Source organism: Sphingomonas sp. SL1004 (assembly GCF_057815015.1).
Genome location: NZ_JBYMUX010000001.1, coordinates 2,081,527 through 2,103,758, shown reverse-complemented (window position 1 = coordinate 2,103,758; position 22,232 = coordinate 2,081,527). Strand labels below are relative to the sequence as shown.

The 22,232-nt window shown below is 66.4% G+C and carries 25 protein-coding genes; 9 read left to right on the top strand and 16 right to left on the bottom strand.

Annotation, left to right across the window (positions count from 1 at the left end; genetic code table 11):
- Positions 1 to 131 precede the first annotated feature (131 nt).
- The 4 genes from AC3D24_RS09455 to AC3D24_RS09440 all read right to left on the bottom strand — a co-directional run bounded on the left by AC3D24_RS09455 (position 132) and on the right by AC3D24_RS09440 (position 4,136).
- A complete protein-coding gene (locus AC3D24_RS09455; RefSeq protein ID WP_489030091.1) occupies positions 132 to 1,409 on the bottom strand; it encodes an efflux RND transporter periplasmic adaptor subunit in 1,278 nt (425 codons plus the stop codon).
- Positions 1,406 to 1,804, bottom strand: coding sequence for a hypothetical protein (locus tag AC3D24_RS09450; protein WP_107953860.1), 399 nt, complete (start codon positions 1,802 to 1,804; stop codon positions 1,406 to 1,408). The genes AC3D24_RS09455 and AC3D24_RS09450 overlap by 4 nt, the downstream gene beginning before the upstream one ends.
- 351 nt (positions 1,805 to 2,155) lie before the next feature.
- Positions 2,156 to 2,770: a TetR/AcrR family transcriptional regulator gene (locus AC3D24_RS09445; RefSeq protein WP_489030088.1), complete on the bottom strand. Its 615-nt coding sequence runs from the start codon at positions 2,768 to 2,770 to the stop codon at positions 2,156 to 2,158.
- Positions 2,771 to 2,834: 64 nt separating this feature from the next.
- Entirely contained in the window at positions 2,835 to 4,136 is a 1,302-nt protein-coding gene (locus tag AC3D24_RS09440; protein WP_489030086.1) for a UDP-glucose dehydrogenase family protein, read from the bottom strand.
- A 196-nt stretch (positions 4,137 to 4,332) separates the two neighbouring features.
- Here AC3D24_RS09440 and AC3D24_RS09435 point away from each other — a divergent pair, with 196 nt between their 5' ends.
- From AC3D24_RS09435 to AC3D24_RS09420, 4 genes are all read left to right on the top strand, one after another.
- Positions 4,333 to 5,334, top strand: coding sequence for an NAD-dependent epimerase/dehydratase family protein (locus tag AC3D24_RS09435; protein WP_489030084.1), 1,002 nt, complete (start codon positions 4,333 to 4,335; stop codon positions 5,332 to 5,334).
- Positions 5,335 to 5,344: 10 nt separating this feature from the next.
- Entirely contained in the window at positions 5,345 to 5,845 is a 501-nt protein-coding gene (locus AC3D24_RS09430; RefSeq protein WP_489030082.1) for a homogentisate 1,2-dioxygenase, read from the top strand.
- A gap of 35 nt (positions 5,846 to 5,880) precedes the next feature.
- Positions 5,881 to 6,261, top strand: coding sequence for a phasin family protein (locus AC3D24_RS09425; RefSeq protein WP_489030081.1), 381 nt, complete (start codon positions 5,881 to 5,883; stop codon positions 6,259 to 6,261).
- 200 nt (positions 6,262 to 6,461) lie between these two features.
- Positions 6,462 to 6,863, top strand: a complete 402-nt coding sequence (locus AC3D24_RS09420; RefSeq protein ID WP_489030079.1) for a PilZ domain-containing protein — start codon at positions 6,462 to 6,464, stop codon at positions 6,861 to 6,863.
- A 6-nt stretch (positions 6,864 to 6,869) separates the two neighbouring features.
- Here the strand turns inward: AC3D24_RS09420 and AC3D24_RS09415 are convergent, their stop codons facing one another.
- From AC3D24_RS09415 to AC3D24_RS09370, 10 genes are all read right to left on the bottom strand, one after another.
- Complete coding sequence (locus AC3D24_RS09415; protein WP_489030077.1) at positions 6,870 to 7,904, bottom strand: hypothetical protein; 1,035 nt, start codon at positions 7,902 to 7,904, stop codon at positions 6,870 to 6,872.
- Positions 7,905 to 8,114: 210 nt separating this feature from the next.
- Positions 8,115 to 9,014 carry an SDR family NAD(P)-dependent oxidoreductase gene (locus AC3D24_RS09410; protein WP_489030075.1) on the bottom strand — a complete coding sequence of 300 codons (900 nt, stop codon included), beginning with the start codon at positions 9,012 to 9,014 and terminating at the stop codon, positions 8,115 to 8,117.
- A 98-nt stretch (positions 9,015 to 9,112) separates the two neighbouring features.
- Entirely contained in the window at positions 9,113 to 9,460 is a 348-nt protein-coding gene (locus AC3D24_RS09405; protein WP_187504877.1) for a hypothetical protein, read from the bottom strand.
- 116 nt (positions 9,461 to 9,576) lie between these two features.
- Positions 9,577 to 10,269 carry a phosphate regulon transcriptional regulator PhoB gene (gene phoB / locus AC3D24_RS09400; RefSeq protein ID WP_055873047.1) on the bottom strand — a complete coding sequence of 231 codons (693 nt, stop codon included), beginning with the start codon at positions 10,267 to 10,269 and terminating at the stop codon, positions 9,577 to 9,579.
- Positions 10,269 to 10,958: a phosphate signaling complex protein PhoU gene (phoU, locus tag AC3D24_RS09395; protein ID WP_187504876.1), complete on the bottom strand. Its 690-nt coding sequence runs from the start codon at positions 10,956 to 10,958 to the stop codon at positions 10,269 to 10,271. The genes phoB and phoU overlap by 1 nt, the downstream gene beginning before the upstream one ends.
- A 14-nt stretch (positions 10,959 to 10,972) precedes the next feature.
- Positions 10,973 to 11,752: a phosphate ABC transporter ATP-binding protein PstB gene (gene pstB / locus AC3D24_RS09390; protein WP_056489020.1), complete on the bottom strand. Its 780-nt coding sequence runs from the start codon at positions 11,750 to 11,752 to the stop codon at positions 10,973 to 10,975.
- Positions 11,752 to 13,050: a phosphate ABC transporter permease PstA gene (gene pstA, locus AC3D24_RS09385; protein ID WP_489030071.1), complete on the bottom strand. Its 1,299-nt coding sequence runs from the start codon at positions 13,048 to 13,050 to the stop codon at positions 11,752 to 11,754. The genes pstB and pstA overlap by 1 nt, the downstream gene beginning before the upstream one ends.
- Positions 13,043 to 14,419, bottom strand: a complete 1,377-nt coding sequence (gene pstC / locus AC3D24_RS09380; protein ID WP_489030070.1) for a phosphate ABC transporter permease subunit PstC — start codon at positions 14,417 to 14,419, stop codon at positions 13,043 to 13,045. The genes pstA and pstC overlap by 8 nt, the downstream gene beginning before the upstream one ends.
- A 292-nt stretch (positions 14,420 to 14,711) precedes the next feature.
- Entirely contained in the window at positions 14,712 to 15,770 is a 1,059-nt protein-coding gene (locus AC3D24_RS09375; protein ID WP_489030068.1) for a substrate-binding domain-containing protein, read from the bottom strand.
- A gap of 46 nt (positions 15,771 to 15,816) precedes the next feature.
- A complete protein-coding gene (locus tag AC3D24_RS09370; protein WP_489030066.1) occupies positions 15,817 to 17,043 on the bottom strand; it encodes an ATP-binding protein in 1,227 nt (408 codons plus the stop codon).
- Between the two features lie 116 nt (positions 17,044 to 17,159).
- On the opposite strand from AC3D24_RS09370, the gene AC3D24_RS09365 reads away from it, so the two are divergent.
- Genes AC3D24_RS09365 through AC3D24_RS09350 form a run of 4 tightly spaced genes read left to right on the top strand, consistent with a single transcriptional unit; the run spans position 17,160 to position 19,741 of the window.
- Positions 17,160 to 17,576, top strand: coding sequence for a hypothetical protein (locus AC3D24_RS09365; protein WP_489030064.1), 417 nt, complete (start codon positions 17,160 to 17,162; stop codon positions 17,574 to 17,576).
- A gap of 4 nt (positions 17,577 to 17,580) precedes the next feature.
- Complete coding sequence (locus tag AC3D24_RS09360; protein WP_489030062.1) at positions 17,581 to 17,856, top strand: HPr-rel-A system PqqD family peptide chaperone; 276 nt, start codon at positions 17,581 to 17,583, stop codon at positions 17,854 to 17,856.
- Positions 17,853 to 18,713, top strand: coding sequence for an HprK-related kinase A (locus AC3D24_RS09355; RefSeq protein ID WP_489030061.1), 861 nt, complete (start codon positions 17,853 to 17,855; stop codon positions 18,711 to 18,713). Before AC3D24_RS09360 ends, AC3D24_RS09355 begins: the two co-directional genes overlap by 4 nt.
- Positions 18,698 to 19,741, top strand: coding sequence for a nucleotidyltransferase domain-containing protein (locus AC3D24_RS09350; protein ID WP_489030059.1), 1,044 nt, complete (start codon positions 18,698 to 18,700; stop codon positions 19,739 to 19,741). The genes AC3D24_RS09355 and AC3D24_RS09350 overlap by 16 nt, the downstream gene beginning before the upstream one ends.
- Here the strand turns inward: AC3D24_RS09350 and AC3D24_RS09345 are convergent.
- Positions 19,738 to 20,097 (bottom strand): VanZ family protein, encoded by a 360-nt coding sequence (locus tag AC3D24_RS09345; protein WP_489030057.1) that lies wholly within the window; start codon positions 20,095 to 20,097, stop codon positions 19,738 to 19,740. The genes AC3D24_RS09350 and AC3D24_RS09345 overlap by 4 nt on opposite strands.
- Complete coding sequence (locus tag AC3D24_RS09340; RefSeq protein ID WP_489030055.1) at positions 20,094 to 20,762, bottom strand: HAD-IA family hydrolase; 669 nt, start codon at positions 20,760 to 20,762, stop codon at positions 20,094 to 20,096. Before AC3D24_RS09340 ends, AC3D24_RS09345 begins: the two co-directional genes overlap by 4 nt.
- Positions 20,763 to 20,824: 62 nt before the next feature.
- On the opposite strand from AC3D24_RS09340, the gene glmU reads away from it, so the two are divergent.
- Complete coding sequence (glmU, locus tag AC3D24_RS09335; protein ID WP_489030053.1) at positions 20,825 to 22,207, top strand: bifunctional UDP-N-acetylglucosamine diphosphorylase/glucosamine-1-phosphate N-acetyltransferase GlmU; 1,383 nt, start codon at positions 20,825 to 20,827, stop codon at positions 22,205 to 22,207.
- Positions 22,208 to 22,232: the final 25 nt, after the last annotated feature.

The following is a 22,232-nucleotide window of genomic DNA, read 5'->3' as shown; positions in this document are numbered from 1 at the left end:
ATTTCCTCGGTAGAGGGAGGCGGGCACGCGCCAACACCACCCCGGCGGAGGCCGGGGCCCAGTTGGGCGAACCGCAATGATGAAGTCGAAACGCTATCCCACCTGGGCCCCGGCCTTCGCCGGGGTGGTGGTTACTTCGCGAGGGTAGCTTCACCCGAGATGGGCTGGACGGAGGCTGGCGCAGTCGTACCCGACGCCACCACGATCCGGCCGACCTTCGGCGCGACGGTCGCGCCGGGCATCGCCATCTGCGTACCCTGGATGATGATCCGGTCGTTCGGCCCGATCCCCGAGCGCACGATCCGCAACCCATCGACCACCGGGCCGAGTTCGACCGGCTTCTGGCTCACGACGTTCTTCGCATCGATCGTCAGCAGCACCTTGCGCGCCTGATCGGTCTGCACCGCGTCGTCGGGCACCAGCAGCGCCTGCCGCGTTCCCGCACTTGCGAGGCGCATGTTGCCGAACATCCCCGGCGTCAGGAAATACCCCGGGTTGGCGAGCACCGCGCGGCCACGGATCGTGCCCGACCGCTGGTCGAGGCCGTTGTCGGTGAAGTCGAGCTTGCCCTTCCAGCGATGCTCGGTCTCGTCCTGCAACTGGATCTCTACCGCCGCCGGCGTCGCGCCGGGCTGACGCGCGCGCTGCGTCTTGAGGTACAGCGCCTCGGAGCCGTCGAACGTGAAGTAGATCGGGTCGAGCGCGTTGATCGTCGTAAGTACCGTGCCGCCGGTGCCTTCGCCGCCCGCGACCTGGTTGCCTGCATCGACGCGGCGGTCGGAGATACGACCGCCGATCGGCGCGCGAACCTGCGTGAAGCCGACGTCCAAGGCGCGGGCACGTTCGCGAGCCTGTGCGGCGGCGAGTGCGGCCTGGGCTGCTTCCAGCTTGCCACGCAAAGCGTCGACTTCGCCTGCCGAAACCGCTTCATCGGCGACCAATCGCTGGGCGCGACCAAGGTCGGTGCGGGCGAGGGACAGAGCGCTTTTCGCGCTTGCGACGTTGGCATGCGCCTCCGCCAGGGCAGCGGCGAACGGGCGAGAGTCGATCGTGAAGAGCAGCTGGCCCTTGCTGACGATCTCGCCGTCGCGGAAATGAATGCCGGTGACTTCGCCCGCGACACGCGGACGGATCTCGACCGTCCGGCTCGGCGCGAACCGGCCGACATAATCGTCCCACTCGCTGACCTGCCGTACTAGGGGCGACGCGACCGTGACGGAGGCGGGCGGCGGGGCCGCCATCGCTGCGTCGGGATGATCGAACATCTTCACGCCGACCGCACCGAGCAGCGCGATCGGGACGAGCACCATCGCGCCGCGCTGCCAGGCCGGTCGTCGGTGACGGTCCGCGGGCGGCGACGCGACGACGTCTGCGTCGTTCGCGGCCGTGATCGTGGTCATCTGGTTCACGCTGCGATGCTCCGCTTCTGCTGGATGCCGACGCGCATGCCGGTCACGCTCTCGACGAGCGTTTCGATCTGTGCCTCGGCAAAGCCGGCGGCGAGGAACCCCTGGATCTCGGCCATCGGCAGCGCGAAGCCGCGACGCCAGGCGTACACGGCCATCCGCCGCAACGCCTCGAGCCGGGGGTCGGCGAGCCGCGATGCGGTGCTTAGGCCGAACAGGCTGCCCATCGCTCGCGACATGCGGCTCGGGCCGGACAGGCTGCGCAACGTGTCGCGCTTGGCGAGCGCGATGACGCTCCATTCCAGTGCGGAAAAGCCGGTCGGGGCTGGAGCAGCGACCGTCTGCGTGCGGCTGGTGACGGGCGATGCGAACATGTTGTCGAGGTCGAGATAAGCCATGGGATTGTCCCCCTTTTGAATTTTTGGACAAGCGCTAGCCGTCGCCGAGGGAGGACCCATCGGCGTTAGCTGATCGCAAGGCGTGCGCGGTCGTTGCCGGCACATCATCATGCCGCGCTTGCCCGCTTGGAAATGCTTGAGTTCGGTCGGCCGAAGCCGGCCGTGCTAGGTCAGGTTGTAACCGTGGTCATGGGTTGGTGTCCCCGGTTGCTCCATCCGAAGTAGGAGTGAGCTTCGATACCAGTCGGTATATAAACCTGGCGTTCATCTAGTCAACAGACTTTTGTACCGGGCGGTATTTTAAATCGCAGCGCACCAATATGCGTGACAATTTTGCCGGTCGCGTACCGTCTACTTGGTCGGCCAAACCGACATCGCGGTTTCGACGAGCTGGTTCAGCTCGCCGCAGGTCGCACCCGATCCGCTCTGGATCGTCAGACCCTGCATGATCGCGAACAGATACCGCATCAACGCATGCGACTCGAGGCCGTCCGGGAATTCGCCCGCAGCCTTCGCTTCGTCGAACCTCCGAATCAAGGCGGCCTCCGAGGACGCGCGACGCTTCGCAACTTCAGCCTTGATCGGCTCAGCCTCCGGGCTGCACGCGACACTGCTGATGACGCTCAGGCATCCTTTCGGATCACACGTGCTGGACTGCATCTGGAGCGCACCGCGCAGCAGATTTTCAGCCACGGCGCGTGCGGTCGGCGCATCGAGCGCATACGTCATATAGGCCAGCTTCTCACGCTCGTAGAGGTCGAGCGCCTTGTGGAACAGCGCCTCCTTGTTGCCGAACGCCGCGTAGAGGCTGGGCTTGGTAATGCCCATCTCGGCGGTGAGTTCGGCCATCGAGGCGCCTTCATACCCGTTGCGCCAGAATACGCGCAGCGCACCCGCAAGCGCCACGTCGAGATCGAACTCGCGGGGGCGGCCCTTGGGGGCGGTGAGCGTGCAAAGCCTATTCATACCGTTCGGTATATAGTGACGAACGGCGAAAGGTCCAGCAAGCAGAATGCGTTGGTCGTGACGATCATCGACCGACCGCCGTGTAGGCGAAGCCCGCCTGTTCGACATCCGAACGCTGGTACACGTTGCGCAGGTCGACCATCACCGGGCCGGCCATTACGCGCTTCAAACGCGCGAGATCGAGCGCCCGATATGCGTCCCATTCGGTCACGATGACGACCGCATCGGCACCTTCGGCTGCGTCGTAGGCGTCGTTGCAATAGACGAGGTCGGGCATCATCGCCTTGGCCGGCACCATGCCTTCGGGATCGTGCGTGCGGACCGTAACACCTGCATCCGCCAGCGCGGTCGCGATCGCGAGGCTGGGGGCGTCGCGCATGTCGTCGGTATTCGGCTTGAACGTGAGGCCCAGCAGCGCGACCGTCTTGCCGCGCGGGTTCTCGCCTAGCGCGTGAAGCACTTTCCGCCCCATCGCGCGCTTGCGGCTGTCGTTCACCTTCACCACCGCTTCGACGATGTGGACCGGCGTCTGGTAGTCCTCCGCGGTCTTGAGCAGTGCCAGCGTGTCCTTGGGGAAGCACGAGCCGCCATAGCCCGGCCCGGCGTGCAGGAATTTCTTCCCGATGCGGTTGTCGAGGCCGATCCCACGCGACACGTCCTGGACGTCGGCACCGACCGCCTCGCACAGGTCGGCGATCTCGTTGATGAAGGTGATCTTCGTCGCGAGGAACGCGTTCGCCGCATATTTGATCAGCTCGGACGTGCGCCGGCTGGTGAACAGGATCGGCGATTCGTTGAGGTAAAGTGGACGGTACACGTCGCGCATGACTTGCTTGGCGCGCTCGTCGTCGGTGCCGATGACGATCCGGTCGGGGCGCTTGAAGTCGCCGATCGCGGCGCCTTCGCGCAGGAATTCGGGGTTCGAGACGACCGCAACGTCGATGTCGGGACGCTTTTCGCGCAGGATCGCCTCGACGCGGTCGCCGGTGCCGACGGGGACGGTCGACTTGGTGACGACGACGGTCGGGCCGGTGACGGCGGCGGCGATTTCCTCGGTCGCGGCGAACACATAGCTGAGGTCGGCATGGCCATCGCCGCGCCGCGACGGCGTGCCGACCGCGATGAAGATCGCGTCGGCACCCGCGACTGCACTCGCCAGATCGGTGGTGAAGGTCAGCCGGCCCGCAGCGACGTTCGAGCCGACAAGCTGGTCCAGGCCGGGCTCGAAGATCGGCATGCGGCCGGCATGGAGCGCATCGATCTTCGCCTGATCCTTGTCGACGCAGATCACGTCATGCCCGAAGTCCGAAAAGCAGGCGCCGGACACCAGGCCGACATAGCCAGAACCGATCATCGTGATACGCATCGACGTTTCCTTGAAAGCTGGCTTCTGCAAGCAGCGCCTGAAGCGGGCGCAAGCTGGAGCGAAAGCGAGTTCGAAAGCTCGGGCGACCTATTGAGATAAATCGCGCCCCATGCAAGCTGACGGACGACCCGCGTATCTGTCGCGCGACCTTTCGCCCGTTGGCCATCGGATCGGCGATCCCGACTGGAGACTATGCATGAGCCGATTCCTGATCACTGGCGCGGCCGGCTTCATTGGTTTTCACCTTGCTTCGCGGCTGTTGCAGGACGGGCACGCGGTCGTCGGGTTCGATGGCCTGACCGCCTATTACGATGTCCGCCTCAAACAGGCGCGGGTCGACCTGCTCCGCCAGCATCCGGGGTTCGAACTGGTCACGGGCATGCTGGAGGACCGCGATGCGCTCGTCGCCGCGGCGAATCTCGCGAAGCCCGACGTGATCGTCCACCTCGCGGCACAGGCTGGCGTGCGCTATTCGATCGAGGCGCCGCGCACCTATGTCGACAGCAACCTGGTTGGCTCGTGGAACGTGCTCGACATCGCCAAGGCGGTCGGCTGCAAGCATCTGATGATGGCGTCGACCTCGTCGGTATATGGCGCGAACGAGAGCATGCCGTTCCGCGAACTCGACCGCGCCGACGAGCCGCTCAGCCTGTACGCCGCGACCAAGAAGGCGATGGAGGCGATGGCGTTCAGCCAGTCGCATCTGTTCGGCCTGCCGATGACGATGTTCCGGTTCTTCACCGTCTATGGCCCGTGGGGGCGGCCCGACATGGCGCTGTTCAAGTTCACCGACGCGATCCTGAACGGGCGGCCGATCGACGTGTACGGGCAGGGCCAGATGGCGCGTGACTTCACCTATGTCGAGGATCTGGTCGAGGCGATCGTCCGCCTCGCGGACGTGATCCCGGACGAGGCAAACCGCGTCGCCGACGTCGACACGCTGTCGAAGGTCGCGCCGTTCCGGGTCGTCAACATCGCGGGGGGCACGCCGACGCCGCTGATGGACTTCATCGAGACTATCGAAGAGTCGTTGGGGCACAAGGCGCAGCTCAACATGATGGCGATGCAGGCGGGCGACGTGCCGCGGACCTTTGCGGATGCGTCGTTGTTGCGGGCGTTGACGGGCTATACCCCCGATACGACTGTGAAAACCGGCGTCGACGCGTTCGTCCGGTGGTATCGAGACTATAACGACTGAGGAGAATGGTATGCGGATGATGACGGCAGGTCTGTTGCTGGCGATCGCGGCGCCAGTCGGTGCGCAGACTGCGGAGGCTCCGTGCACGGCGACGGTGCTGCCGCCCGAGTTCGCGGGCTGGGCAAAACCGGTCGCGGCGAAATCGGGCGACGCGGTCACGATCGATCGTGGTGCCGTGCTCGCACTGCTGCCGTCGGGCGACGTGACGTTCGCCGTCGCGTCCGCCAAGCCGCCGGTTGCCGGCACGTTCTCGGGAACCGTATCGTTCGAGGTCAAAACCGCGGGCACGTACCGCGTCGCGCTGAGCGGTCCGGTATGGATCGACGTGATCGGCGGCGGCAAGGCGCTGGACGCGGCAAGGCACGGCCACGGCCCAGCCTGTTCGCCGGTGAGGAAGATAGTCGATTTCGTGCTGACGCCGGGACGCTATGCGCTCCAGCTTTCGGGTGCGAAGACGGCGAGCGTCACGGTCCTCGTCACCCGCGCAACCAAAGCCGGCGGCGCCGGTTGAACGGGGATCAACATCCATCGCAAAGGAGCGAGACCATGGCTGACGACATCAAGAACGCGACCGATTCGATGCGCGAGGGCGCCGAAAAGGCACGGGACGCATTTACGGAAAAGGTCGTCGATCCTGCCAAGCGCGCCGGCGAGGCGATGAAGGAGTCGGGTGGCAAGATCGCGGAAGGTGGCGCGACGATCGGCAAGGCGATGATCGACCAGGCCGAACAGAATGCGCGCGAGGCGTTCGCGGCGATGCGCGAGGCGGCCAGCGCCAAGGACCTGTCGCAGGTGATGAAGATTCAGGGCGATTATCTCCGCGAGCAGAGCCAGCGCAGCATGAGCCAGGCGCGCGAGATCGGCGAACTGATCATGAAGTTCGGCAAGGATGCCGTTGCGCCGTTGCGGGGCACTGGTCCGCAGTAACGGGCGGCAATCGCGGACCTCGCCGGGCGGTTCGGTCCGGCGGGGCCTATGAGCGAAACGATCGCGGTGGGGCGCGGCAAGCGGGTGGAGCGACGTACGGACGAGCAAGAACGCCGTCGCTCCGATACGAGGACGTAGCCGCGGCGTCCGACCCTTGAACATTTCCGGCTTGCCGGTTGCGTACCGCGCGACGAACCGCGATGAGAGCCGCCCGATCCAAGGACGAAAATAGAACTATGGACCCGGCGGTTCCCCTTTCGCGCGCGACGCGGACGAGCGTGATGCTGAGCGCAACGGTGTTTCGACTGAACCGCGTCGGCGAACCCCACCGCGTGACCAACATTTCCGAGACCGGGCTGTGCATCGTCCAGGCTGGTGCACTCGACGTCGGCAGCGTCGTGGTGGTGACGATCGGCCAGGTCGAGCAGGTCCCGGCCGATATCGTCTGGGTTCGCGCAGGGCTTGCCGGGCTGAAGTTCCATACGCCGATCGACGTGGCGCGCGCGCGGTTGCGACGGGTCGCCGGTCAGGCTGCGGCGGCACCGTCCGCAGGGTGGATGGCGGAACTCAACGATCCCTATGCGCGCCGCGGCGGGCGCTGAGCCTGTTCAACGGCTGCTGGCGACGATCTGGACCGGGGGAAGCTTCCGTCCGAGATCGCCGAGCATGCCGATCACCCTGCGGCGCATCGGCTGCCAGAAGGCGGACAGGCTGAGCAGTGCGGAGCCGATGACGAGCCCGGTGAACGCCGCGCTCAGTTCGACGGCGCCCGTGGTGCGGATCAGCGCGTACATCGCATACAGGACATAGGCGAGGCTGGACACCAGCAACGCCCGCCGATCGACCGCCAGCGCGACGAATGCGAAGGCGATGTAGAGGACCAGCACGACGACCGCGGTGCCGACGCCCATCGTGTTGCCGAAGACGCCGAGCATCTGGAACACCGGGTGCGCGATCATCGGGGCGGCGGCGAGGTGAAGCCAGAACGCCACGTCCGCGCGGCGCGTCTGGCGGGCCGGATCGCTCAGGTCCCAGCGCATCGCGAGCGTGAACACCGCAATCCCGCAGACCAGCAGCATCGCATAGACGGCGTCGCGTGCAGCCGGAATCGCCGCGTAGATCAGCGATACGACGACCGCGACCAGCGCGGCTGCTCCCGCTGCGATCGTGATCGGTACCGCGAACCGGCGCCAATGTGCGTAGGCAGCTGCGGCTGCGGCGAGACCGGTGATCGCCGAGAGCAGTGCTTGGCCGCGCTGTCCGACATCGGGCGCCAGGCTGATGCCCAGCGCGGCGACCGCGCCTGCGACGCCGCCGACGAAGGTCAGCAGAAGGAGGATGCTCGGCAGCGCCATGCGACGCCTGGCGGTGAAATAGACGGCGAGCGCCCAGGACGCGGCGGCGACCAGCGCGCCGGCGAGCGTCGGGTGAATGGTCCCGCCGATCTGGCCGATCGCGAGCATCAGAAGGATCAGCGCGATCGACACGAAGATGTCGTTGAAACCGGTGAGGAGGCGGAAATGCTCTTCGTCGACCGCCGGCGTATCACGTCCGGTGGCGACATGATCGCGGAACGCTGCAGCGATGGCAGGCGAGATGACGCCTGCGGTCACCGCACTGTCGATGTCGCTCTCGCTGTACATGCATCCTCCTGTTTCGGGAGGCGTATCACGGGTGTATTGATTGAGCAATACACGTTGTAATGGGGTTAGCGGCGGGCTTCATCCTAAGCGTCATCCCCGCGCAGGCGGGGACCCATATCCTATGCCGTTGCGACTTCCAGCTCCACGCCACCCAGTATGGGTCCCCGCCTGCGCGGGGATGACGATAGTTGGAATCGTTGGGTGACTTTCTTACCGTCCCTGCAGCTTGCTCAGGATGGTCATCGACTGTTCCGACCCCGATTGTGGCACGATCTCGCCCGCGCGGTCGATGATCGCGTCCCAGTTTGCCGCTACGCCTTCGACCGACAGGTCGTCGCCGGTGAGCAGCTTGCCCTGAGTCAGCGTGACGTACGCCGCCTGGAACACGCCCGCACCGGCGCCGACGATCATGTTGGTCGGTGCGTCCTCGGACACGAGGAATACCGCCGCGGGGGCGACCTTGTCGGGGGAGAAGGCCTTGAACGCTTCCTCGGGGAAGATGTCCTGCGTCATGCGCGTGCCCGCAGTCGGAGCGATCGTGTTGACCTTGATGTTGTTCTTGGCGCCCTCGATCGCGAGCGTCTTGGTCAGGCCGGCGAGGCCGAGTTTCGCCGCGCCGTAGTTCGCCTGGCCGAAATTGCCGAACAGCCCGGTCGACGACGCGGTCATCAGGATGCGGCCATAGTTCTGGGCGCGCATCGTGTCCCACACCGCCTTGGTGGCGTTGGCCGAGCCGTTCAGGTGGACGTCGACGACGAACTTGAAATCGGCAGGCTCCATCTTGGCGAAGCTCTTGTCGCGCAGGACGCCGGCGTTGTTGATGAGGATGTGGACACCGCCCCATTTCTCGGAGGCTTTAGCGATCATCTCGACCATCTGGTCGTAGTCGGTGACGCTGCCGCCGTTCGACATCGCCTCACCGCCGGCCGCTTCGATTTCCTCGACGACTTTCAGCGCGGCATCGGAATGGCCGGTGCCATCGCGCGATGCGCCCAGATCGTTGACCACGACTTTCGCGCCGCGGCGGGCGAGTTCGAGCGCGTATTCGCGACCCAAGCCGCCGCCGGCGCCGGTGACGATCGCGACGCGGCCCTCAAAACCTATGGACATGGAAAAGGCGCTCCTCTCTTATCGTTGGAGCGCCTTTCCTAGAACGTAAAGCTAGCCGTGCAAGCGGCGGATCGATCCGCCGCCTGCACTGACGTCAGTTACTTGCCGCCGCGGTTACGGCAGCCGTCCTTGACCGTCTTCGAGCACACCGGATATTCGGCGGGCGCCGGCGTCGGCGGGGTTACCGTCGGCTGACCGAACGTCACGCCACCGGTCGGGGCAGGGGCGGCCATCGGTGCGGCAGGTGCTGCTGCCGGATCGGCGGGTGCCGCCATTGCCGGATCTGCCGGTGCTGCGGGATCAGCAGGGGCTGCCTGATCCGCGGGTGCCGTCTGCATGGCGGGATCGGCCGGTGCGGTCTGCGCGGCGGGATCGGCCGGCGGCGTCGTCTGGGCGATCACGGGCGACGCGAGAAGAGCGGCGGCGGCGAGAAGAATGGACTTCATACGAATCTCCTAAATGGGTGCACCATTTTGGTAGCGCGACGTCTGAACGCACTAAGTCGCGCTTGGGTCCTTCGTTTCGCATCCGATTCCATTCGCCCCACCTTGGGACGGAGTCTTTATCCGCCTGTGTCGAGCGAATAGCCCGCCGAACGGACGGTGCGAATGATGTCCGGACGCTCGCCGACGTTGATCGCCTTGCGCAGCCGCCGGATGTGGACGTCCACCGTTCGGCTCTCGATATCCGAGTCATGCCCCCAGACCGCATCGAGGAGGCGTTCGCGCGAGAACACCCAGCCCGGATGCTCGAGGAAATGCTTCAGCAGGCGGAACTCGGTAGGTCCGAGCGACACGACTTCGCCCGAGCGGCGGACCTTGTGGCCAACCGTGTCCATCTCGATGTCGGCATAGCTCAGCGCCTCACCGGCGAGGGCAGGGCGGACGCGGCGCAGCACGGCCCCGACGCGCGCGACGAGTTCGCGCGGCGAGAACGGCTTGGTCACGTAATCGTCGGCACCCGTCTCGAGGCCCCGAACGCGATCCTCCTCCTCACCACGCGCAGTGAGCATGATGATCGGCACGTTCTGGGTTTCGGGCGCGCGACGCAGGCGGCGGCACACCTCGATCCCCGACAACCCCTCGACCATCCAGTCGAGCAGGACGATGTCGGGCACCTTCTCCTTGGCGAGCAGCAAGGCTTCCTCGCCATCGGGCGTATGCGCGATCTCGAAATCCTCGCGCTTGAAATGCCAGACCAGCAATTCGGCCAGCGCAGCATCGTCCTCGACCAGCAGCATCTTCGCGCGTGCCATTATGCCTGCTCCTGCTTGATGCCACGTTCCCGGTCGACCATCTGCGTCCCGGTCGCGGCGAAATAGACCATCTCGGCGACGTTGGTGGCGTGATCGCCGATCCGCTCGAGGTTCTTGGCGACGAACAGCAGATGCGCGACCTGGCTGATCGTCTTCGGGTTCTCGACCATGTAGGTCACCAGCGTACGGAAGATGCTGTCGTAGAAATCGTCGAGCGCATTGTCGCTCTCGACCACGCGCACCGCCTCTTCCGCGTCCCGCGCGGCGAACGCGTCGAGCACGTCGTGGACCATCTCGCTCGCCATCCGGCCCATCGCGGGCAGTATCGAGATCGGCTCGATCCGGTGCTCGCTCTCGATCATCGGCACGCGCTTGGCGATGTTCTTGGCGTAGTCGCCGATCCGCTCGACGACGCCGGCGATCTTCAGCGCGGCGACCACCTCGCGGAGATCGACCGCCATCGGCGCGCGCAGCGCGATGATCCGCACCGCGAGCCGCTCGACCTCCGCCTCGATGACGTCGATCTGCTTGTCGGCGACGCGCACCTGTTCCGCGAGCGCGAGGTCGTTGCGTTGCAGCGCCTGCATCGCCTTGTCGATCGCGTCCTCGGCGAGCCCGCCCATCTGCGAGATCAACCCGCGGAGCTCGCCGATGTCGTTGTCGAAGGCCTTGACCGTATGCGTGTTCATGGTCGTTCCCCCACTCAGCCGTAGCGGCCGGTGATGTAATCCTTGGTCCGCTCTTCGCGGGGATTGGTGAAGATGTCCGAGGTGTTGCCGTATTCGACCAGCGTGCCGAGGTGGAAGAACGCGGTCTTCTGGCTGACGCGCGCGGCCTGCTGCATGTTGTGCGTGACGATCACCATGGCGTAGCGGCCGCGAAGTTCGTGGATCAGCTCCTCGATCTTCGCGGTCGCGATCGGATCGAGTGCCGAGCACGGCTCGTCCATCAGGATGACCTCGGGATCGACCGCGATGGCCCGCGCGATGCACAGCCGCTGCTGCTGACCGCCCGATAGCGCGGTGCCGCTGTCCGAGAGCCGATCCTTGACCTCGTCCCACAGGCCTGCACGGCGCAGCGACTTCTCGACGATCCGGTCGAGGTCCGCCTTCGCGCCCGCCAGTCCGTGTATGCGCGGGCCGTAGGCGACGTTTTCGTAGATCGATTTGGGGAAGGGGTTCGGCTTCTGGAACACCATGCCGACGCGGGCGCGAAGCTGCACCACGTCCATGTCGGGCGAATAGATGTCCTGGCCGTCGAGCTTGATCTCGCCCGTGACGCGCGCGCTGGCGACGGTGTCGTTCATGCGGTTCAATGTGCGCAGGAAGGTCGACTTGCCGCATCCCGACGGGCCGATGAACGCGACCACCTCGTCCTGGTCGACGTCGATCGAGACGTCGTTGATCGCGATCTTGCTGCCATAGGCGACAGAGACGTTGCGCGCCGTCATCTTGAGGATGGGAGGCTTAGAATGTTTTGGCATCACCAGCGGGTCTCGAATCGGTTGCGGAGGTAGATCGCGACGCCGTTCATCGCGAGCAGGAACACGAGCAGGACGATGATCGCGGCGGAGGTCTTCTCGACGAAGCCGCGGCTGACCTGATCGGACCAGAGGAAGATCTGGACGGGCAGCACGGTCGCGGGATCGGCGAGCCCAGATGGCGGGGCGGCGATGAATGCGCGCATGCCGATCATCAGCAACGGCGCCGTCTCGCCGAGCGCGCGCGCCATGCCGATGATCGTGCCGGTGAGGATACCGGGCAGCGCGAGCGGCAGGACGTGGTGGAAGACGACCTGCACCGGCGACGCGCCGATGCCGAGCGCGGCGTCGCGGATCGACGGCGGGACGCTCTTGATCGCGTTGCGCCCGGCGATGACGATGACGGGCATGGTCATCAGCGCGAGCGTGAGGCCACCGACGATCGGTGCCGACCGCGGCATCCCGAACGTGCCTAGGAATACGGCCAACCCGAGCAGGCCGAAGATGATCGACGGGACCGCAGCGAGATTGTTGATCGAGACCTCGATCAGGTCGGTCCAGCGGTTCTTCGGCGCATATTCCTCGAGATACAGCGCGGACAGCACGCCGATCGGGAACGCCAGCAGCAACGTGACGATCATCGTCAACAGCGACCCCTTGAACGCCCCCCAGATCCCGACTCGGGTCGCATCGGTCGAGTCCGCCGAGGTGAGGAAGCCCGCATTGAACCCACGAGTCAGCGCGCCGCTCGCTTTCAGGCGCGCGACGACCGCTTCGGCGTCGCGCGTGCCGTTGCCCTTGGCGGCGACGTCGATCGGGCTGGAGACGGGGACCTCGAACACGGTCCTGCGCTGAAGCAGCGACGGGTCGGCCTTGATCGCATCGCGGACCACCGCCCAGGCGCCGTCGGAGAGCAGGTCGGTGCCGTCCTTGCCGAACGCCTTGGTCGCGGCGAGGTCGACGGTGCCTTCCAGCCCTGCGCCAGCGAGCGCGAGGTCGGCACCGCGACCGACAAGGCGGGCGGGTTCGATCGGCAGCTTGGCGGCGGCGAGATCGATCGGAAGCGACACGCGCGTCTCGACGAAGCCGCTCGCGCCCTGCATCACCATCGTGATGAGCAGGTAAGCGAGGAACGCGGCGGACAGCCATACCGCGGCGAGCCCGGCGAAACGGAAGCGGCGCTCGGATGCGTAGCGGCGACGGATGCGCGATTGCATCGCGTGCGTCGTCCAGTCGGTCGGCACGCGGCGCACCGGCTCCGCGGCACTTACGGGAATCTGGGGCACGAGCGTGTCACTCATAGGCTTCGCGGTACCGTTTGACGACGCGCAGCGCGACGATGTTGAGAAGGAGCGTGACCACGAACAGCGTCAGGCCCAGTGCGAACGCGGCGAGCGTCTTGGGGCTGTCGAACTCGGCCTCGCCGGTCAGCAGGTCGACGATCTGCTTGGTGACCGTGGTGGTGCTGGCGAACGGGTTGAGAGTCAGCGTTGCAACGCCGGACGCGGCCATCACGACGATCATCGTCTCGCCGATCGCGCGCGACACGGCCAGCAGCACGCCGCCGACGACGCCGGGGAGGGCTGCCGGGAGCAGCACGCGGCGGATCGTCTCGGACGACGTCGCGCCCATCGCGAGGCTGCCGTCACGCATCGACGAGGGGACTGCGGCTATCGAGTCGTCCGCCATCGAGGAGACGAACGGGATGATCATGATGCCCATCACGAGGCCGGCGGCGAGCGCGCTTTCGGACGATGCCCAGCTGATCCCGATCGAAACCGCGAAGTCGCGCACTGCGGGGGCGACGGTCAGCGCGGCGAAATAGCCGTAGACGACGGTCGGCACGCCGGCGAGCATCTCGAGGATCGGCTTCATCCATTTGCGCGTGGTCGGCTTGGCGTATTGCGTGAGGTAGATCGCGCTCATCAATCCGAACGGAATGGCGACGATCATCGCGATCACCGCACCGATGAAGAACGTCCCCCAGAACAACGGCACCGCGCCGAGCGACGCGCCCGGATCCCGGCCATCGATGACCTGCGGGCTCCAATGCGTGCCGAACAGGAAATCGGTGATCGGTACGACCGAGAAGAACCGTGCGGACTCGTACAGCAGCGAGGCGACGATACCGACGGTGGTCAGGATCGCGATCAGCGACGCACCGAGCAGCATCAGCATCACGACCCGCTCGACCTGCGTCCGCGCGCCGAAACCGGGTTTGACGCGGGTGAAGGCGAACGCGCCGCCGGCGAAGGCGAGCAGCAAGGCGAGTGCGGTCGCGATCCAGTCGTAGCGGGATTGCGCGGCGGCGTAGGCGGGCGCCAGCGTGCGGGCGAGCCCGTGGAACGCGCCGAAGCTGCGCCCCTCGGCGAGGCTGCGTGCTTCGGACAGGATCGATGCGCGATCGAAGCCGGGCGGGGGGAGCTGTATCGCCGCCGGAGTCGCGAGCACCGTGTCGGTGACGAGCGCGGGCGCGGTCATCGACCAGATCACGAGGAAGACCAGCGGTGGGATCGCGGTCCACAACGCTACGTACCAACCGTGATGGGAGGGGAGGGAGCTGAACCTTGCGGTGCTGCCGGCGCGGAAGCGGGTGGCGCGGACGCGGGCGGTGAGCCAGCCGATCAGGCCTAGGCCGAGGACTAGGAATAGGAGGGCGATGGCCGACATTACAGTTCTCGCCCGCTCAGATGCACTATCCCGGTAGCCGCCACCCCGGCGGAGGCCGGGGCCCAGTTGGAAAGGTCGAGGTAACGATGCGCAGCGCTCACCAATCCGACGGTGCCCAACTGGGCCCCGGCCTCCGCCGGGGTGGTGGCGCTATAATTGGGGGTTATCACCGCAAAAGTATCGTTCCCCCGCGGAAGCGGGGGCCCAGCTAAGTTTCGGTGGGCCGTGTGGCCCCTGGGCCCCCGCGTTCGCGAGGGAACTAGGAGGGGCGTGCGATTGCGTGAGCCAAACATCACTTCAACACCGCCGGATCCAGCACCGTCTCGTTGGCGATGATCGCCGCCGACCGCGCCTGGATATCCGCCGGCGCCGCGATCAGCCCCCGCTTCACCAACGGCCCCGTCGCCCCCCAGTTCGCCGCATACAGTTTCAGCAAATTCCGCAGCCCCGGGATCGCGGTCAGATGCGCCTTCTTCACATAGATATACAGCGGCCGGGACCCCGGATACGCGTTGTCCGCAATCGTCGCATAGGTCGGCGCCACGCCCGAGATCGACACCCCGTTCACGTCGTCCTTGTTCTCCTCCAGATAGCTGTACCCGAACACGCCGATCGCATTGGGGTTCGACTGCAGCTTCTGCACGATCAGATTGTCGTTCTCGCCCGCATCAACATACACGCCGTCCTCGCGCACCCGCGTGCACAGCGCCTTGTGCGCCTCGGCATCGGACTTCGCGAGCGCCTTGGCGGTCGGGTCGCTCGCCTCGCACCCCTTGGTCAGGATCAGCTCGGCCAGCGCATCGCGCGTGCCACTAGTCGCCGGTGGCCCGTAAACCTGGATCGGCACCGCGGGCAGCGCCGGATTGACGTCGCGCCAGACCCGCGCCGTGTTCACCTTGCCCCCCGGATTGGCGGCCAGCGCCTTGTAGAGATCGGTCGGCGTCAGCTGCATCTTCGGGCCGTTCTTCGCCTCGGCAAAGGCGATGCCGTCGATCCCGACCTGGATCTCGATCACGTCGCGCACGCCGTTCTTCGCGCACGTCGCGTATTCGCTGGCCTTCATCCGCCGCGATGCGTCCTCGATATCGGGATGCGCCGCGCCGATCCCTGCGCAGAACAGCTTCATGCCGGCGCCGGTCCCGGTCGATTCGATCACCGGCGCCTTCGCATCGGGATCGTTCGCGACGAGCTGCTCGGCGATGATGGTCGTGAACGGATAGACGGTCGAAGACCCGACCGCGGTGATCTGATCGCGCGAGCCCGCACCGCCGCCGTTCGCCTGATCGACGCACGCGGAAAGAGCCGTCACCAATCCCAGTAGAACGAACCGCTGCACCCGAATTCCCGTCATGCACCGCCCATAGCGGACCTAAAGGCGATCCTGTGTGACAGTTGCGTTACCCTTTTATGACAGCGCCTTTCGTGGCCATCGCCGCGGGTGGCAGGGTCACGACGACGGTGGTGCCGACGCCGACCTGACTGGCAATGTCGAGCCGCCCGCGATGGCGCTCGACGATGTGCTTGACGATCGCGAGTCCGAGGCCCGTTCCGCCGAGCGAACGGCTCCGCCCGGCGTCGGCGCGGTAGAAGCGCTCGGTCAGCCTTGGAATGTGCACCGCCGCGATGCCGTCGCCCTCGTCGCGGATCGACAGGCGGATCATGCCGGCGGGGTCGCGCTTCAGCTCGACCGTGACCGGCGTGCCCGCACGACCGTATTTCATCGCATTGCCCATGAGGTTGTGGAGCATCTGCGACAACTGGACCCGGTCGCCCGATACCGCCGGCAAATCCCGATCGAGCGTCGCGACCAGATCATGCCCACGATCGCCCGCCGCGTCGGCCAGCTCCTCGCGCGTGTCTTCGACCAGTTGTGCGAGATCGACTGCCTGATCGGGCAAGCGGAACTTTTCCGCTTCGATTCGCGATAACGAGATCAAATCCTCGACCAGCCGCTGCATCCGCCGCGCCTCGTCGTCCATCACCTTCAGGAAGCGCGCCCGCACCTCCGCATCCTCGCCGGCCTCGTCGCGCAGCGTCTCGATGAACCCGAGGATCGAGGCGAGCGGCGTACGCAGCTCGTGGCTGGCGTTGGCGACGAAATCGATCCGCATCCGCTCGGCGGCATAGTTGCCGGTCTGGTCGATCAGGTGGACGATCCGCTGGCCGTCCGACGCTTCGCCTAGGCGCATCTCCCAGCGCTGGTCGCGCGTGCCGAGCCCGACCAGTTCGATCGGCCGCTCGCCATCGATCGGTCCCGGCGTGCCGAGCCGTTCGGCCGCGGCAGGGTGGCGGATCGCGACGCGGGCATCCTCGCCGAGGATATGCGCGCCGAGCAGCGTGCGTGCGGCCGCATTGGCCAGCGTCACGCGTCCGTTCTGTACGAGCAGCACCGGCGCGACGATCGCGTCGAGTACGTCGTCCAGGATCGAAGAGGTCGTAACGCCGGCTTCATCGGGAGCGGACGCTTCGTCGCCGGTCCCCGCGGCGACCAGAGCGGCGGCGATCCCGCCGACCAGCGCGACGATCGCGCCCTGCACGTCGCGCGTAATCGCGAACACTGCCACTGCAGCGACGACGACCACGACGATCGCCCAGAAGGTACGCAGGCCAAATCCGGAAAGCATTCTCATCTCCAGGGCGCGTGAACGCGGCGCAGGTCCGTCCTAGTTCGGTACGATGCGCGCGGCTATATTGTCAGCGCTTCAGTATTGTGAAAGGGCTGCGGCTTAGCAGGGGCATCATGAGCGACGACATCCGACCCGATCAGGACCCAAATCCCGACAGCGGCACGCCGACGCGTCGTCGCGTCCTGGTGCTCGGCGCGGTCGGTGCAGGCGCGGTCGTGTCGATCCGGCCGGCGCTTGCGCAGACCGTCGGCTCGGTGATGAACTGCGAGATCCCGATCCCCGATCCAGGCCGCGCCGGCAGCTATATCGCGGCGGACGGCAGCGTCGTGCCCGCGCGCACCAAGGGTGCATTCGCGCCGTCACCCCGCGCGTTCAAGGGCGAGGAGGTCAAGCGCGCGATGGCGAACGGCAGCAACCTGCCCGGCACCGACTCGGACCGCAGCCGCGCGTACGTCAAATACATTCGCCGGTTGCAGCGTGGCCAGGGCGGCTTCACCTGCTTCGCATCGTTGCAGATGCCCCGCGGCTGAGGCCGTGCAGCCGGTGGTCTATCGCGGTCCGCCCGAGGACGGCCTGCTGGTCGCGCCGCTCGACGAATTCACGGCCGTCTATCACCGCGCGTCGGGCATTACGCACCTGCTGACCGAACCGGCCCCGCAGATTCTCGTCGTGCTCGGCCGGGACGGCGTGTCGCTGGACGCACTGCTCGATCGGCTCGGGCACGATTATGACCTGCAGGATGCCGATCGTGCAGCGTTGGCGGCGCGTCTCGACGAACTGATCGACGCCGGACTCGTCGAGCGGTCATGAAGCACAGCTTCTCGGTACGGATAGGGCCGATCGGGTTTCGCATCGGCTCGGACTGGCGCGCGCCGATCGCGCAGCTCGAAACGCTGTATCGCGACTACCCCAAGCCGCGCGACGGCGTGGCGGATTTTACGGTCCGCCTGTTTGCGCGCCGTCCTTGGCGCCGGTTCCTCCGTCCGTCGGTGGAGATCGGGGGCGATTACATGCTGCCCGAAGCCGCACCGCTGCCGTTGCGGCAGGGGTTGCTGGCGGCCGAGATGGCGATGAACCTGCAGATGGCGCTGGGTGCGCGGCGGTATCTGTTGTTGCATGCGTCGGCGGTCGAGCGGGAAGGGCGCGCGCTGTTGATGACCGGCATTTCAGGCGCGGGGAAGTCGACGCTGGCGACTTTGCTCGCGGCGAGAGGCTGGCGGTTCATGGGCGACGAGTTTGCGTTGCTCGATCCGGCGACCGGGTTGGTACACGCGTTTCCGCGGCTGATCAGCCTGAAGAACGAGGCCATCGCCGCTGCGGGGGCGGCGTGGCCGGACGCGCGGATGGGGCCGCTGATGCCCGCGACTCCGAAGGGCGACATTCGCCACATGGTCCCGGATGCGCGTGCGATCGCGACGATGGATACGCCCGCCAAGCCCGCGCTGCTGCTGTTCCCGCGCTACGGCTTCGAGGCGGAAACGCGGTCTGTGCCGCCGGCCGAGGCGTTCGTGCGGATGACGCAGGCCTCGACCAACTATGTCGCACTGGGGGAGGCGGGGTTCCGCGCGCTGACCGGCCTTATTGCGGGCGTTCCGTCGGTGGCGATCGACTATCCCGACGGCGCGAGCGCGATCGAACAGGTCGAGGCGTTATGGGCGGGATTGTGACCGACGCCCGCCTGCTCGCCCGGGCGCTTGTCGATCCGGCCAGTGTCGCGGCGCTGGACGCGGACGGTTGGACCGCGTTGTTGGCGATGGCGCGCGCGGAGCAATTGATCGGGACGCTCGCCGTACGGCTCGACGGTCTGCCGATGCCGGGGGCGGTGCAGACGGTCCTGAGCGATGCTCGCGATGCCGCCGAGCAGGGGCGTCGGGCCGCGCTCTGGGAGGCGGAAATGGCGCGGCGCGCGCTGGCGTCGATCGACTGTCCGGTCGTACTCCTGAAGGGGACGGCGTTCGTCGCAGCGGGATTGTCGGCGGGGCAGGGGCGGTCGATCGGCGATCTCGATATCCTCGTGCCAAGGGGCGCGCTCGATCTGGTCGAGGCCGCCCTGCTCGCGGCCGGCTGGGAATGGGTGAAGCCCGATCCGTATGACGACGCCTATTACCGCCGCTGGATGCATGAACTGCCGCCGCTGATCCACCGCGAGCGTGACCGGATGATCGACGTCCACCACACGATCCTGCCGCTGACCGCGCGGATCACGCCGGATGCGGACGTGTTGATCGATAGCAGTGTGGCGCTCGGGAACGGGCTGAGCGTCTTAACGCCGGAGCATATGGTCGTTCATGCAGCCGCGCATTTGCTGGCGGATGGTGACTTGGCTGGTGGGCTGCGCAACCTGTGGGACATTGACCGGCTATGTCGCGAGTTCGGCGATCAGAACCCGGACTTCTGCCTAACCGTCATGGAAGCAGGTCATCAGCACGGATTATGGGAGGCGGTGGGGCGGGCCCTGCGATTGGCGAACCAGATGTTTGACACGCCGATCAGAGGATACGATTCGCCGATCCGCTTTCGGTTAAACGAACGTCCGCAAGATCGTTGGTTTCGGCGTCGGCTCACGGCCCGAGACGGCTGGGGCAGGCCAACTCGGCCCTTTACGCGGTTCGCATTCTACGTCCGCTCGCATTGGCTGCGGATGCCCCCGGCCATGCTCGCCCGGCATCTCTGGACGAAGTGGCGCAAAATCTAATTAAGCCGCGCACCACGACCACGACGGGCGAACCACACCAGCAGCAGCACCACCGTGATCGCCAGCGTATCGGCGATCCAGTCATGGATGTCGCAATCGCGGTGCAGCGACGGGATCGATTGCAGCACCTCGATCATCGCACCGAGGAACGACAGCCGCTCGCCGATCCGGAACAATCGCGCGGTCGGAAAGGACAGCGCCGCCAGCAGCGCCATCGTCGCAAAAGCGAGCATGTGCCCGAACTTGTCCCCGAACTGGTCGATCGGCATGTGCGGCGGCTTCGGCAGCAGCGCCATCGTCACCGCGAACACGATTGCCAGGACCAGTGCGACGCGCGTGAGAACCGTCCGGTTCACGCGCCGAGCCTCGCCAGCGCCGGCAGCAGTTCGTCGTAGCCGTCGATCACGGCGTCGGCGCCGAGGTCCGCGACCGGCTGCATCAGGAAGCCGAAGCTGCAGGCGATCGCGGGCAACCCGGCGGATTGCGCCGCCTGAATGTCGAAGATCGAATCACCCACAAAGGCTGCACGACCGCCGCCACACTGTTTTACCATTTCGTGGATCGGCATCGGCGAGGGCTTCGACTCCGCAAGCGTATCGCCGCCGAGGATGCACGCGAACCGATCGGTCAGCCCGAGCTCGCCGAGCACGATCCGCGCGAACCGCTCGATCTTGTTGGTGACGATGCCGAGCGTGACACCCTGCGCCGCCAATGCATCGAGCGCCTCGATCGCGCCTGGATAGGGCTTGGTCAGCACACAGATATTCGCCTCGTAATAGGCGAGCAGCTTCGCGTGGAGCGCGTCCAGCATCGGCTCGTCATACCCGCCGGTCGCGGTCAGGCCCTGTTTGAGCATATGCCGTGCGCCACCGCCGATCATCGGCTTGACCTGCTCGACGCTGAGCAACGGGCGATCGACCGACGCCAGTGCGTGGTTGACCGCGGCGGCAAGGTCACCGCTGGTGTCGAGCAGCGTGCCGTCGAGGTCGAAGCCGACGATATCGAATGAAAAATGCGTCATTGCGCAGGGGCCTGCCAGCGACGCTATGGAATTGGCAAGGCTTTCGTGGCAGCGAAAATCCCATGACGACGCATTCTCCCGACCAACCGATTCCCGCCCATCCCGTTGCGGTCGTGATCCTCGCTGCCGGCAAGGGCACGCGGATGAAGTCCGATCTGCACAAGGTTCTCCACCCGATCGCTGGCCGGCCGATGCTGTTGCACCTGGTTGCGAGCGCGGCGGCGTTGCATCCTGCCAAGACCGTCGTGGTCACCGGGGCAGGGCGCGAACAGGTCGAGTCCGCGGTCGCGCCGCTCGGTATCGCCACCGCGCTGCAGGCGGAGCAGCTGGGCACCGGCCACGCCGTCGCGCAGGCACGCGAGGCGCTGACGGGATTCGAAGGCGACGTGCTGATCCTGTACGGCGACGTGCCTCTCGTCACGGCTGCGACGATGCAGCGGATGATCGATCGATTGCACGGCGACGATGCGCCCGCCGTCGTGGTGCTCGGCTTTCGGCCCGCGGATCCCGGCGCCTATGGTCGCGTCATCGCCGACGCTGCGGGCCGAATGGACCGGATCGTCGAGTATAAGGACGCGTCGGATGCCGAACGGGCAGTGACGCTGTGCAACTCGGGGCTGATGGCGGTACGCTCGATCGACCTGTTCGCGCTGCTCGACCGGCTCGGCAACGACAATGCGGCAGGCGAATATTATCTCACCGATATCGTCGGGCTGGCGGGTGCCGACGGCCGATCGTCCGCCGTCATCGAAACCGGCGCGGACGAGGTAGCCGGCGTCAACAGCCGCGGCGAACTCGCGATCGTCGAGGGGGCGTGGCAGGCGATGCGGCGCGCGCAGGCGATGGTGGACGGCGTGACGCTCATCGCGCCCGACACGGTTTGGTTCGCGCACGATACGCAGCTCGGTCGCGACGTGGTGATCGAGCCCAACGTCGTCTTCGGTCCCGGTGCGCGGATCGAAGACGGGGCGACGATCCACGCGTTCAGCCATGTCGAAGGGGCGAGCGTCGGCAAGGGCGCCAGTGTCGGCCCGTTCGCGCGCCTCCGCCCCGGTGCCGAGCTGCACGCGGACGCCAAGGTGGGCAATTTCGTCGAGGTCAAGAAGGCCGTCATCGGCGAGGGGGCGAAGGTCAGCCACCTCACCTATATCGGCGACGCGGATATCGGCGCGGGATCGAACATCGGCGCAGGCGTTATCACCTGCAATTACGACGGCTATTTCAAATACCGCACGGTCATCGGGGCCGGCGCGTTTATCGGCTCGAACTCGGCGCTCGTCGCCCCGGTGACGATCGGCGCCGGCGCGATCGTCGCGGCGGGATCGGTCGTGACGCAGGACGTGGAGGCCGATGCGCTCGCGCTGGTTCGTCCGCCGCAGATCGCGCGCGCCGGCTGGGCCGCGCGCTTTCGTGAAAAGATGTTGGCGCGTAAGGCCGCCAAGTAAAATGATTCTACGGAGTAAGATGTAG

Bases quoted from the DNA above. Each gene is read 5' to 3' on its own strand.
- AC3D24_RS09450 (WP_107953860.1), bottom strand. From the start codon at position 1,804: ATGGCTTATCTCGACCTCGACAACATGTTCGCATCGCCCGTCACCAGC.
- AC3D24_RS09445 (WP_489030088.1), bottom strand. From the start codon at position 2,770: ATGAATAGGCTTTGCACGCTCACCGCCCCCAAGGGCCGCCCCCGCGAG.
- AC3D24_RS09440 (WP_489030086.1), bottom strand. From the start codon at position 4,136: ATGCGTATCACGATGATCGGTTCTGGCTATGTCGGCCTGGTGTCCGGC.
- AC3D24_RS09435 (WP_489030084.1), top strand. From the start codon at position 4,333: ATGAGCCGATTCCTGATCACTGGCGCGGCCGGCTTCATTGGTTTTCAC.
- AC3D24_RS09430 (WP_489030082.1), top strand. From the start codon at position 5,345: ATGCGGATGATGACGGCAGGTCTGTTGCTGGCGATCGCGGCGCCAGTC.
- AC3D24_RS09425 (WP_489030081.1), top strand. From the start codon at position 5,881: ATGGCTGACGACATCAAGAACGCGACCGATTCGATGCGCGAGGGCGCC.
- AC3D24_RS09420 (WP_489030079.1), top strand. From the start codon at position 6,462: ATGAGAGCCGCCCGATCCAAGGACGAAAATAGAACTATGGACCCGGCG.
- AC3D24_RS09415 (WP_489030077.1), bottom strand. From the start codon at position 7,904: ATGTACAGCGAGAGCGACATCGACAGTGCGGTGACCGCAGGCGTCATC.
- AC3D24_RS09410 (WP_489030075.1), bottom strand. From the start codon at position 9,014: ATGTCCATAGGTTTTGAGGGCCGCGTCGCGATCGTCACCGGCGCCGGC.
- AC3D24_RS09405 (WP_187504877.1), bottom strand. From the start codon at position 9,460: ATGAAGTCCATTCTTCTCGCCGCCGCCGCTCTTCTCGCGTCGCCCGTG.
- phoB (WP_055873047.1), bottom strand. From the start codon at position 10,269: ATGGCACGCGCGAAGATGCTGCTGGTCGAGGACGATGCTGCGCTGGCC.
- phoU (WP_187504876.1), bottom strand. From the start codon at position 10,958: ATGAACACGCATACGGTCAAGGCCTTCGACAACGACATCGGCGAGCTC.
- pstB (WP_056489020.1), bottom strand. From the start codon at position 11,752: ATGCCAAAACATTCTAAGCCTCCCATCCTCAAGATGACGGCGCGCAAC.
- pstA (WP_489030071.1), bottom strand. From the start codon at position 13,050: ATGAGTGACACGCTCGTGCCCCAGATTCCCGTAAGTGCCGCGGAGCCG.
- pstC (WP_489030070.1), bottom strand. From the start codon at position 14,419: ATGTCGGCCATCGCCCTCCTATTCCTAGTCCTCGGCCTAGGCCTGATC.
- AC3D24_RS09375 (WP_489030068.1), bottom strand. From the start codon at position 15,770: ATGACGGGAATTCGGGTGCAGCGGTTCGTTCTACTGGGATTGGTGACG.
- AC3D24_RS09370 (WP_489030066.1), bottom strand. From the start codon at position 17,043: ATGCTTTCCGGATTTGGCCTGCGTACCTTCTGGGCGATCGTCGTGGTC.
- AC3D24_RS09365 (WP_489030064.1), top strand. From the start codon at position 17,160: ATGAGCGACGACATCCGACCCGATCAGGACCCAAATCCCGACAGCGGC.
- AC3D24_RS09355 (WP_489030061.1), top strand. From the start codon at position 17,853: ATGAAGCACAGCTTCTCGGTACGGATAGGGCCGATCGGGTTTCGCATC.
- AC3D24_RS09350 (WP_489030059.1), top strand. From the start codon at position 18,698: ATGGGCGGGATTGTGACCGACGCCCGCCTGCTCGCCCGGGCGCTTGTC.
- AC3D24_RS09340 (WP_489030055.1), bottom strand. From the start codon at position 20,762: ATGACGCATTTTTCATTCGATATCGTCGGCTTCGACCTCGACGGCACG.
- glmU (WP_489030053.1), top strand. From the start codon at position 20,825: ATGACGACGCATTCTCCCGACCAACCGATTCCCGCCCATCCCGTTGCG.